This window comes from Thermophilibacter sp., from assembly GCF_966187215.1.
The window spans coordinates 1-10,164 of sequence record NZ_CBIFYV010000050.1; the positions used below are offsets into that span (position 1 = coordinate 1).

Genomic DNA, 10,164 nt, shown 5'->3' on the forward strand with positions numbered 1-10,164 from the left:
GGCGCGCTACGCCGCGTGGGTCGCCGACGGGATGCCCCCGGAGGTCGCCAGGGAGTGACTTGACAGATATAGGAGCATCGTAACCGGATGGGGCGGACGCGGCAGGCGAGGCAGGACGCGGCCGGCTGACCGGAGACGCCCCCGGCACACAGAGGCGCCACCTGCCTCTGAGGGGGTTGGCAGGTGGCGCGAGGTTCGCCGTTCGCGACGGGGAGAGGGACCGTCGCTCGGGCAGGGTTAAACGTGCAGCGCCGGTGTGTCGCCGTGTCTCCTGGCGCACTGTTAGAATAAGTTAACTCGGGCTCACTCTAAGTGTTAACTTTGGCTTACACATCTTCTCCACAGCTGGGCGCGCCCTACCCCAGCGCCACGTCGAGCACCATCATCACCACGAACCCGAAGATGAAGCCGAGCGTGCCCACGTTGGAGTGCTGCCCGAGGTGCGCCTCGGGGATGAGCTCCTCGACCACCACGTAGATCATCGCGCCCGCGGCGAAGGCGAGCAGCCACGGCATGAACGGCGCAATCCAGCCGCTCGCGAGCACCACGGCCACGCCGAAGACCGGCTCGACGATGCCCGAGAGGCTGCCCATGACGAAGGCGCGCCCGCGGCTCATGCCCTCGCGCGCGAGCGGCAGCGAGATGGCCGCGCCCTCGGGGAAGTTCTGCAGCCCGATGCCCAGCGCGAGCGCCACGGCCATGCCGAGGTAGGCGTCGCCCGCCGCGCCCGCGGTCTGCGCCGCCATGGCGAAGAGCAGCCCCACCGACATGCCCTCGGGAACGTTGTGCAGCGTGACGGCCGAGACCAGAAGCGTCGTGCGGCGCCAGCCCGAGGGCAGGCCCTCCGGCTCGTCGGCGTCGGCGTGCAGGTGCGGCAGCAGCGTGTCGAGCAGCATCAGGAAGGCGACGCCCAGAAGGAAGCCTCCCGCCGCCGGCAGCCACCCCGGCACGCCCTGCTCCTCGGCCTGCTCGATCGCGGGATTGAGCAGCGACCACACGCTCGCCGCCACCATGACGCCCGCGGCGAACCCGAGGAAGATGTGGTGCATGAGCTTGCGCTCGCTCCTGAAGAAGAACACCACGGCCGAGCCCGCCGTGGTCATGAGCCAGGTGAAGCCGCACCCGAGTGCGGCCCAGGCAAGCGCCTGGGACATTCCTGCTTCCATGGTAATTCCTACCTTTCTGGTGGTGTTTATCACCGGCCAGTATACGCGACCGCCGGTCGTGCGCCACACGGGGCCCCGAACCTCACAGCTCGTCTCATCTTTTCTTCTCGTCTCCCGGAAAAGTCCAGTTCGCTGGCGAGAAGAACGTGAAAGCTCGCACCAGGTGTGAGGTTCTCAGGAGCGCTCGGCGCGCCAGACGCTCGGCGGGACGCCCCGGGCGCGCTCGAACGCCACCGTGAAGCTCGAGGTCCGCGGGTAGCCCACGGCGCGCGCCACCTCGCCCACGCTCAGCGACCCCACGCGCAGCAGCTGCTCGGCGCGCGCCACGCGCTCGCGCGCGATGTAGGAGCCCACGCTCTGGCCCGTCTCGGCCCGAAACGCCGCGCACAGCCGCGAGCGGCTCGTAAGCAGGTCGCGCGCCAGGCCGTCCAGCGAGAGCGGCGCGTCCAGGTGCCGCGCGATGTGGCACGCCGCCGCGCGCACGAGCCGCGCCTGGGCGAGCGTCCCCCGCGCGGCCTCGGCGCGCTCGCGCCCCTCGTGCCAGTCGAGCGTCACGCGCGTCACGTCGCGCGCGAGCCCCGCCAGCCTCCGCCCGTCCGCGAGCGCGCCGCCGAACAGCGGGGAGACCGCCCGCATGAGCGCGTCGAGCCGCGCGGCCATCTCGTCCGGGCAGGTCTCCCCCACCCCCTCGATGAGCCCGCGCGCGGCGGAGCGGTCGGCGTCCCCCATGCGGGCGAACCACTCCGGCAGCAGCGTGACCGAGACCGCGTCCTGCACCGAGCCGGCCCGCAGCACCGTGGCGCACTCCCGGCCGCCCTGGCCGAAGACGGCCACGTTGCCCGAGCGCCGCGGCGCGCGCGGCTGGCGCACCGGGCACAGCGCCAGGCTGTCGGCGCAGAGCGTGGCCACGCACACCCCCGGGACCCCGCGCTCCGAAAACGGCAGGTCGCGCAGGACGCGAATGCGATGCGAGGTGACCACGCCCAGCTCGCCGAGGCGATAGACGCACACCCGCGCCTCGGCGCGCTCGTTGGACACCGACCCCACGAGCGCCGCCCCGCACGGACGCAGCGTCACGCCGAACTGCTCGACCTGCGGCAGGTACAGCTCACCGAGCCGGTCCGTGGCCATCGCCGCCTTTCGAAATCGTCCCAACCTCGCGCGCGGGACGCGCCTTTCCTCGTCCCGATAGTAAGTTAGAGAACGGTAACAATCAACCGAGAAGGACTTGGAGGTATCAATGTCCAAACAACCAGGGCCCGTCGGGCGGCTCCTCGCCTTTGCCGGGCCGCGCCGGGCGCTCACCTATCTGGGCTGCGCGCTCTCGGCCGTCTCGATGCTCCTGAGCTTTGGCCCCTACGTCTGCATCTGGTTCACCGCGCGCGACCTCATCGCCGTGGCGCCCCGCTGGAGCGCGGCCACGGGCATCGGCGCCTACGGCTGGCGGGCGCTCGGGTTCGCGGTGGCGAGCATCGCGCTCTACTTCGCGGGGCTCATGTGCACGCACCTCGCGGCGTTCCGCTGCGCGTCCAACATGCGCAAGGCCACGACCGCGCACCTCATGCGCACGAGCCTGGGCTACTTCGACAGCCACGCGTCGGGCGCGCTGCGGCGCGTGGTGGACGGCTGCGCGGCCGAGACCGAGGGGCTTCTCGCCCACAAGCTGCCGGACACGGCGGGCAGCATCGCCATGATCGGCGGCATGCTCGTCATCTTCTTCGTGTTTGACTGGCGGCTCGGCCTGGCGTGCCTCGTGCCGGTGGCGATCTCGTTCGCTTGCATGTTCTACATGATGGGCGGCCGCGGCATGGACTTCATGCGACGCTACATGGGCTCTCTCGTCAAGATGAACAAGACGGGCACGGAGTACGTGCGCGGCATCCCCGTCATCAAGGTGTTCCAGCAGACGGTGCACTCGTTCCGCGCGTTCCGCGAGTCGATCGAGGAGTTCACGCGGCTCGCCCAGGACTACGCGGTGACGTGGTGCCGGAACCCGCAGTCGCTCTCGCTCACGGTGATCAACGGCGTGGCCGTCTTCCTCGTGCCCGTGGCCCTCATGCTCGCGCCCGGCGAGGCGGACCCCGCGCGCTTCCTCGCGAACTTCACGTTCTACGCGATCTTCTCGGCCGTGATCCCCACCGCCATGACGCGCGTGATGTTCATGTCCGACGCGCTGCAGTCGGCCGCCGACGCGCTCAGCCGCGTGGAGGAGGTGCTGGCGGCGCCCGTGATCGACGCGCCCGCGGTCCCGCGGACGCCCGCGGGCAACGACGTGGCCTTCGACCACGTGAGCTTCACCTACGACGGCGCCGAGGAGCCCGCACTGGAAGACGTGTCGTTCACCGTGCCCGCCGGCGGCACGGTGGCGCTCGTGGGGCCGTCCGGCGGCGGCAAGTCCACGGCGGCGAGCCTCGTGCCGCGCTTCTGGGACGCCTCGGCGGGCAGCGTGCGCGTGGGCGGCGTCGACGTGCGCGACCTGGACCCGGCAGATCTCATGGACCGCGTGGCCTTCGTGTTCCAGGCCAACCGGCTCTTCTCGCAGTCCATCCTGGAGAACGTGCGCGCCGCCCGGCCCGCCGCGACGCGCGCCGAGGTCATGGCGGCGCTCGAGGCCGCGCAGTGCGCCGACATCGTCGAGAAGCTCCCCCAGGGCGTGGACACCGTCGTGGGGACGGACGGCGTCTACCTCTCGGGCGGCGAGGTGCAGCGGCTCATGCTCGCCCGCGCCATCCTGAAGGACGCGCCCATCGTGGTGCTCGACGAGGCCACGGCCTTCGCCGACCCGGAGAACGAGGTGCTCATCCAGCGGGCGCTCGCGCGGCTCTCGGCCGGGCGCACCACGCTCATGATCGCGCACCGGCTCTCCACCGTGCGCAACGCCGACAGGATCGTGGTGCTCGACCACGGGCGCGTGGCCGAGCAGGGGACGCATGACGAGCTCGTGGCGGCCGGCGGCCTCTACGCGCGCATGTGGGCCGATTACGAGCAGGCCGTGAGCTGGCGCATCACCAGCGCCGGGGAGGTGGCATAGATGACCATCAAGGAGAAGTACGCCCTCACCGACGAGGGCGTGCGCAACGTCAAGCTCGGCGCCGTGTGGACCACGGTCTCCAACCTCGTGGTCTTCGGCGGGTCGGGACTGCTCTTCCTCACCGCGTCGAGCCTCATGGCGCGCCTCACGGGCGGCGAGCCCTGGGGCGGCGTCGACCTGCTCGCGCTGGGCGCGCCCGCGCTTCTCGCCGGTGCGCTGGCCTACGGCGTCGTCCTCTTCGTCTGCGAGCGGCTCGCCTACTACTACCAGTACGGCGTCATCTACAAGGAGTCCGGCCGGCAGCGCATCGGGCTTGCCGAGCGCCTGCGCAAGCTGCCGCTCTCGTTCTTCGGCCGGCGCGACCTCGCCGACCTCACCGAGACGCTCATGACCGACGTCAAGACCTGCGAGCACGCCTACAGCCACGTGCTGCCCGAGCTCTACGGCGCCTACGCCACCATGGCCATCGCGGCCGCGGCGCTCGCCTGCTTTGACTGGCGGCTCATGCTCGCCTCGATGTGGTCGGGCCCCGTGGCGCTCGCGCTGCTCTTTGGCGTGCGAGCCAAGCTGCAGCCGCTCATGCGGCGGACGCGGATGGCGGGCCTGCGCACCTCCGAGCACATCCAGGAGGCGCTCGAGTGCGTGCGCGAGGTGCGCGCCACCAACCAGGTTGACCGCTACCTCCAGCACGTCAACGAGAGCGTCGACGCCGCCGAGCGCTGCGCGGTGCGCGCGGAGATGGTCACCGGCGTGTGCGTGAACGGCGCGCAGATCGTGCTCAGGCTGGGCTTTGCCACGACGCTGCTCGCCGGCGCGACGTTCGTGGCCGAGGGCACCTGCGACTTCCTCGCCCTCTTCTGCTTCCTCATCGTGGTCTCGCGCATCTACGCGCCGTTCGACCAGGCGCTCATGCTCATCGCCGAGCTCTTCTCGGCGCGCACGGCCGCGGCGCGCATGAGGAGCTTCTACGAGGAGCCGCTGGCGGCCGGCAGCGATGCGTACGCGCCCGCCGAGCACGACGTGGTGTTCGACCACGTGAGCTTCGCCTACGACCGCGGTGCCGAGAAGGTCCTCTCCGACGTGAGCTTCACCGCGCGCCAGGGCGAGGTCACCGCGCTCGTGGGCCCCAGCGGCTCCGGCAAGTCCACGTGCTCCAGGCTCGCCTGCCGCTTCTGGGACGCGGGCTCCGGGCGCGTGAGCGTGGGCGGGGTGGACGTGAGCACGGTCGACCCCGAGGTCCTGCTGCGCGACTTTGCCGTGGTGTTCCAGGACGTGCTGCTCTTCGACGACACCGTCATGGGCAACATCCGCCTGGGACGCCGCGGCGCCACCGACGAGGAGGTGCTCGCCGCCGCCCGCGCCGCCAACTGCGACGAGTTCGTGAGCCGGCTCCCACACGGCTACCAGACCATGATCGGCGAGAACGGCTCCAAGCTCTCCGGCGGCGAGCGCCAGCGCATCTCCATCGCGCGCGCCCTCTTGAAGGACGCGCCGATCGTGCTTCTGGACGAGGCCACCGCGTCGCTCGACGTTGAGAACGAGACCCAGGTGCAGCAGGCCCTGAGCCGGCTTCTCGTCGGAAAGACCGTCATCGTAATCGCCCACCGCATGCGCACGGTCGAGGCCGCCGACCACATCGTGGTCCTCGACGGCGGGCGCGTGGTCGAGCAGGGCAGCCCCGCCGAGCTGCTCGCCGCGGGCGGGCTCTTCGCCCGGATGGTCAGCCTCCAGCGCGAGAGCGCGGGCTGGACGCTGTAACGTGACAATGGGGACGGAGGCGTGACAAACACCTCCGTCCCCATTGTCTCACGCGGCCGTAGCGCTCGCGCCAGGCGCTCGGCCCCAGGCGCAGGCAGGCCGCGAACGCCCGCGCGAACTTTGACGCGCTGGCATAGCCCACGACGCGCGCGACCTCGTGCACCGGCAGGTCTGTCCACACGAGCAGCCGCGCGGCCGCGATCATGCGCCGACGCCGGAACCACGCGTAGACCGGCATGCCGAACTCCGCACGGAAGGCCTCCTTGAGCACCGTCGGCGAGGTGCCGCAGACCCGCGCCAGCTCGGGAATCGTCACCCTCCGCGACAGGTCGGCGAGAAGGACCTCGCGCGCCGCCCGCGCAATCTCTGATCTTCTGTGCATGCGGGCTCCTTCCGTACGACGGCGCGCCGCCGACCGCGAGGGCCGACGGCGCGCTCGACTTGACTAGGGGGCTACCCCCGTCTGCTACGCGGCGGACTCGGAGAGGTCGGAGAGGATCTTCTCGTCCGGGCGCTCGTCGCGCGGCATCGGGCGCACGATCTGGAAGATCATGCCCGCGAGCAGCACGAACGCCACCACCGTCCACACGCCGAAGTTCCCGAGCGCGAACAGCTCCCACAGCTGGTTGATGATGAGGCCCACGCACCACGCGAACACGCACTGGTAGCCGATCGCGAACCAGAACCACTTGGGGCTGTCCATCTGCCGGCGGATCGTGCCGATGGCGGCGAAGCACGGCGCGTCGAGCATATTGAACGCCACGAACGCGCACATCGCGCCCACGTGCAGCACGCCCGCGCCGTCGGTGAACATACCGGCGAAGCCGCTCCACATGGTGACGGAGTTCTCGGTGGCGTCGCCGATGCCGAAGATGACGCCGAAGGTGGAGACGAGGTTCTCCTTGGCGATCAGCGCGTTGATCGAGGCCGCGGCAGCCTGCCAGGTGTCGGCGCCGAGCGGCGCAAAGATCCACGCCACCGCGTTGCCCACCATCGCGAGCAGCGAGTAGTCGGTGTAGTACTCGGGCGCGCCCTCCATGAGCGAGAGGAACCCGAAGGAGCCGTCGCCGCCCGCCCAGCTGGCGAAGCCGAACTCGAGCAGGAACCACACGACCACGGACGCGGCGAAGATGATCGTGGCGGCCTTCTTGAGGTACGCGGAGATGCGCTCCCACACGTGCAGCCACCAGCTCTTGAGCGTCGGGAAGTGGTAGTCGGGCAGCTCCATCACGAAGGGCGCGGGCTCGCCGGCGAACATCTTGGTCTTCTTGAGCATGAGCGCCGAGACGATGATGGCGGCGAGGCCCAGGAAGTAGAACATCGGGGCCACCCACCAGGCGTCGGAGCCGCCGATGAGCACGCCCATCACGAGGGCGATGATCGGGGTCTTGGCGCCGCACGGGATCATCGTGGTGAGCATGGCCGTCATGCGGCGGTCCTTCTCGTTCTCGATGGTCTTGGTGGCCATGACGCCCGGCACGCCGCAGCCCGACGAGATGAGCATGGGGATGAAGCTCTTGCCCGAGAGGCCGAAGCGGCGGAACACGCGGTCCATGACGAAGGCCACGCGGCTCATGTAGCCGCAGTCCTCGAGGAAGCAGAGCATGACGAAGAGCACGAACATCTGCGGGATGAAGCCGAGCACCGCACCCACGCCGGCCACGATGCCGTCGAGCACGAGCGCCTGGACGAAGTCAGAGGCGCCGGCCGCGGCGAGCCAGCCCTCGATCACGGACGGGACCGACGGCACGAAGCTGTCGTAGTCCTCGAGCGCCGGGGCGCTGTCCTGCGCGGCCACGGCCTCCTCGAAGTCGGCGGCCGTCACGGCATCGATGACGGAGAGCTCCTGGCCGTCCGCGAGCACCGGCTCGCCGTCCGCGTCGAGGCGCGTGGCGACGCCCTCCTCGCCGTCGGCGTCCACGACGATGAAGTTGCCGTCGCCGTCGTGGGTCGGCACGTCGGTGGCCGTGACGCCGACGGCCTCGGCGTCGGCCACGAAGGCGTCGACCGTGGCCTGGGCCTCGGCGTCCTCCGGGTCCTCGGCGAGCGCGGCCACGGCGTCGGCCACCCCGTCGGTCGGCACGCCGTCGGCCTCGGCGGCGGCGATGAAGCCGTCGATCTTGTCGCCGTAGAAGCCCGCGTCGTACTCCTCGGTGGCCTCCTCGTAGGCCGCCTGGTCGGCCGGGTTCCACAGCCACCCGTCACCGAAGACGCCGTCGTTGGCCCAGTCGGTGCCCCACGTGCCCACGGTGGACACGGCGACGAAGTACACGGCGAACATCACCGCGACGAAGATCGGAAGGCCCAGGACGCGGTTGGTGACCACGCGGTCGATCTTCTCGGAGAGGCTGAGCCTCTTGGGCGCCTTGCGCACGCAGGTGGCCATGACCTCGCCGATCCAGTCGTAGCGGTCGGAGGTGATGATGGACTCGGCGTCGTCTCCGCGGGACTTCTCGACGGCCTTGATGACCTTCTCGGCCTGGTTGAGCTGGGCGGAGCTGAGGTGCAGCGCCTTGATGGCCTCGGCGTCGCGCTCGAAGACCTTGACGGAATACCAGCGCGTAAGCTCCGCGTCGCAGCTGCCCGAGATGAGCTGCGCGATCGTGGAGAGCGCGTCCTCGACCTCCGGCGAGAAGCACCGCGCGCCCGGCTGCACCCTGCCGGCGCGGGCGGACTCCACGGCCTTGCCCACCAGCTCGTCGAGGTTCTTGCCGCGCAGCGCCGAGACCTCCACGACCGGCACGCCGAGCCGCTCGGAGAGGGCGGCCGCGTCGATCTGGTCGCCGCGCTGCTCGAGCAGGTCGCACATGTTGAGGCCCACCACCACGGGGCGGCCGGCCTCCAAAAGCTGCGTGGTGAGGTAGAGGTTGCGCTCGAGGTTGGTCACGTCGACGAGGTTGATGACGGCGTCGGGGCGCTCGTCCACGATGTAGTCGCGCGAGACGACCTCCTCGGGCGTGTACGGGGAGAGCGAGTAGATGCCGGGGAGGTCGACGAAGGTGACGTCCTTGTCGGCGCGCCAGGCGGCCTGCTTCTTCTCCACGGTGACGCCGGGCCAGTTGCCGACGTATCCGTTGGAGCCGGTGAGCTCGTTGAAGAGCGTGGTCTTGCCGCAGTTTGGGTTGCCTGCGAGACCGATGATCGTGTCTGCCATGCCCTGCCTTTCCTGCCAAGTTTGCCATATGCTACTTTGCGGGTAACAATTGTTAGATGAGGTTAACTCGCTGGGCGAGAAAAACGGCCGCTGACGGCCGTGCGCGTCGTGCCCGCGAGGTTCCCCGCTGGCGCGCTACTCACCCGCGCGCACGTCCGTGACCTCGATCGACGCCGCCTCGTCCTTGCGGATCGAGAGCTCGTAGCCGCGCACCGTGAGCTCGACGGGGTCGCCGAGCGGCGCCACCTTGCGCACGTAGACGCGCGTGCCCTTGGTGAGGCCCATGTCCATGATGCGACGCTTGAGCGCGCCCGCGCCGGTCAGCGCCGCGACGGTCGCGCTCTCCCCCACCCTCACGTCCTTGAGTGTTGCCATGTGCTGCCTTTCTTCCCATGCCGGCCGAGGCCGGCACCGATACACGTTGTCCGTCGCGCGGCGATGAAAAGGGACAGTCCCTTTTCGTCATTGCCCTGTTCGTCACAGGGTTACGGCGACGCGGCCCGCCATCGTACGGTTGAGCGCGAGGCGCGCGCCCTTGACGTTCACGATGACGTCGCCTGCGGCACGCGAGACCACCTTGACCTCGGCACCCTCCACGAACCCGAGCGACGCGAGGTGCTGGCACAGGTCGGAGTCGCCGCGGACGCGCGCGACGCGCGCGGTCTCCCCCGCACCCACCATCGCGAGGGGGAGCTGAGCTGCCGTCATGTCCCGCCTCCAAAAGTTTGTCTTCACCAACTTGACAAAAGTAATATACGCCTAACTCCGTTAGACGCAAGTAAAAGTTTGCTCAGGCTTACGAGTGCCGCGCGGGAGCCGCGCTGGCGGCGATTTTGCGCACGCGGGCGGGCCTTTTGCGTCCGGGCGCCGCATACATCCCGGGCTCTCACCGCTCGCCGGGCACGGCGACGTCCTTCTCGCCACTCACCGGGCCGCTCTAGCGGCGATTTTGCGCACGAGAACCCCGACCCGTGCAAAACCCCGCTCCCGTGCCTCGGATAACATACAAAATTAGCTACAGCTTTATATGTCCGCAGGATTGGTTTCCTGAAAAC

Annotated in this window: 8 protein-coding genes; 2 read left to right on the forward strand and 6 right to left on the reverse strand. The window is 69.7% G+C overall.

What is annotated here, in order from left to right; all coding sequences use genetic code 11:
* Positions 1-356: 356 nt before the first annotated feature.
* Positions 357-1,166, reverse strand: a complete 810-nt coding sequence (locus ACWTSU_RS04420; RefSeq protein WP_455138666.1) for a ZIP family metal transporter — start codon at positions 1,164-1,166, stop codon at positions 357-359.
* Between the two features lie 174 nt (positions 1,167-1,340).
* Complete coding sequence (locus ACWTSU_RS04425; RefSeq protein ID WP_455138667.1) at positions 1,341-2,297, reverse strand: helix-turn-helix domain-containing protein; 957 nt, start codon at positions 2,295-2,297, stop codon at positions 1,341-1,343.
* A 109-nt stretch (positions 2,298-2,406) separates the two neighbouring features.
* Between ACWTSU_RS04425 and ACWTSU_RS04430 the strand changes: the two genes are divergently transcribed.
* Both ACWTSU_RS04430 and ACWTSU_RS04435 read left to right on the forward strand, forming a co-directional pair.
* Positions 2,407-4,197, forward strand: coding sequence for an ABC transporter ATP-binding protein (locus ACWTSU_RS04430; protein WP_455138668.1), 1,791 nt, complete (start codon positions 2,407-2,409; stop codon positions 4,195-4,197).
* A complete protein-coding gene (locus ACWTSU_RS04435) occupies positions 4,198-5,955 on the forward strand; it encodes an ABC transporter ATP-binding protein (RefSeq protein ID WP_455138669.1) in 1,758 nt (585 codons plus the stop codon).
* Here ACWTSU_RS04435 and ACWTSU_RS04440 read toward each other — a convergent pair.
* From ACWTSU_RS04440 to ACWTSU_RS04455, 4 genes are all read right to left on the reverse strand, one after another.
* Positions 5,918-6,337 carry a helix-turn-helix domain-containing protein gene (locus ACWTSU_RS04440; protein WP_455138670.1) on the reverse strand — a complete coding sequence of 140 codons (420 nt, stop codon included), beginning with the start codon at positions 6,335-6,337 and terminating at the stop codon, positions 5,918-5,920. The genes ACWTSU_RS04435 and ACWTSU_RS04440 overlap by 38 nt on opposite strands.
* 84 nt (positions 6,338-6,421) lie before the next feature.
* A complete protein-coding gene (locus ACWTSU_RS04445; RefSeq protein ID WP_455138671.1) occupies positions 6,422-9,109 on the reverse strand; it encodes a FeoB small GTPase domain-containing protein in 2,688 nt (895 codons plus the stop codon).
* Between the two features lie 135 nt (positions 9,110-9,244).
* Positions 9,245-9,484 (reverse strand): FeoA family protein, encoded by a 240-nt coding sequence (locus ACWTSU_RS04450; RefSeq protein WP_455138672.1) that lies wholly within the window; start codon positions 9,482-9,484, stop codon positions 9,245-9,247.
* Positions 9,485-9,586: 102 nt separating this feature from the next.
* The gene (locus tag ACWTSU_RS04455; protein WP_455138673.1) at positions 9,587-9,817 is read right to left on the reverse strand and encodes a FeoA family protein; all 231 of its coding nucleotides are present in this window, start codon (positions 9,815-9,817) and stop codon (positions 9,587-9,589) included.
* Between the last annotated feature and the right edge of the window lie 347 nt (positions 9,818-10,164).